The organism is Stenotrophomonas maltophilia (assembly GCF_003970865.1).
GTDB classification, from domain to species: domain Bacteria; phylum Pseudomonadota; class Gammaproteobacteria; order Xanthomonadales; family Xanthomonadaceae; genus Stenotrophomonas; species Stenotrophomonas maltophilia_AR.
Map to the genome: position 1 here is coordinate 1 of NZ_RXLZ01000144.1, position 1,248 is coordinate 1,248.

Consider the following 1,248-nt stretch of genomic DNA (forward strand, 5'->3'; position numbering starts at 1 on the left):
CTCCAGCGCGTGCGCCAGCGACTCCAGCGCCTGCGCAAAGTAGGCAGCAATTCTCGCTGCATCCAGTCCCTGCACGACCTGGACGACGGTTCCAAAGTCCTCACCGAGATCGTCAACCGAAACGGTCAGGGGGTAATTGGTGCGCTCTTCATCGTGGACCGCATGCATGCCCTCGAAGACGGATACTGCCGTGGTTGCTTCGCTGTGGCGGTAGTTGAGCAGCGAGGTGAACAGCGGCAGAGGCGCAGCTACCTGGCTGCAGCGCTGCGCCTGGACCAGCGATGCCTGCTCGTGATCCAGCAGTTCACTCAACCGTTTGTGGGCGTGCAGCACCGCTTGCCCGACGTCCAGACCATCCAGCTGCAACCTCAGTGGCAACGTGTTGATGAACATGCCAACCACGCGACTCGCGCCCTCCAGTCCCTGCAGCCGCCCGGATACCACGGTGCCGAACACTGCATCGCCACGTCCGCAGCAACGTGCCAGGACCTGACCCCAGGCGAGATGGAACAGCGCTGCCGGCGTTACTGCCCACTGGCGGGCCTGGCTACGCAGCTGAAAGCTCAGTGCTGGTGGCAGCGTCTGGCGTATCTCAGCCACCTGTGCGCCACTGCGATGAACGTCCAGTACGCCGAACGGCGCCGTCGGTTCCTCTACGTCGCCCAGTTGCTCGCGGAAGTAGGCCGCATGAACGTCGTCTGGCGTGGCCAGCGCCTTCGCAATGAAGCTTCGGTACGGCAGCGGCGCCGGCAAGCCAGCTGAATCGCCACGCATGAATGCCTGTACTTCGTCGATCAGCAGCTCCAGCGAGATGTGGTCACATACGAGGTGATGGACCAGGAGAACCAACCAGTGGCCATCACCTTGCGGATCGGCAGCGGTGAATGCCTGTATCAGGGGCGGGCGCCCCAGGTCCATCCGGATACGCCGGGGGTCGACCTGCTGGCGAAGCTGATCCGCCGGTTCGACGTCCGGGAAGAGAATGATCCGCTCCACTGGCAGTGAAACCTGGCGGTGAACCACCTGGACCGGACGCGGCAACCCTTCCCAGTGCACTGAAGTGCGCAGGATGTCATGACGTGCGATGACCTGCCGCAATGCGGACAGGAATGCCTGCAATGTCTCCTCGGTCTCGATCCGGGTAATGGAACGCAGCAGGTAGGCATCGCCCTCCCCGCCCAGAAGGTGATGGAACAACACGCCTTCCTGCAGTGGACCCAGCGGATAGATATCCTGGATGTCGGCACT

General features: G+C 62.9%; 1 protein-coding gene. It reads right to left on the reverse strand.

The window, feature by feature from the left end; all coding sequences use genetic code 11:
* Positions 1 to 1,248 (reverse strand): condensation domain-containing protein (locus EKL94_RS22115; protein WP_260473490.1); only part of this gene is annotated, 1,248 nt, incomplete at both ends.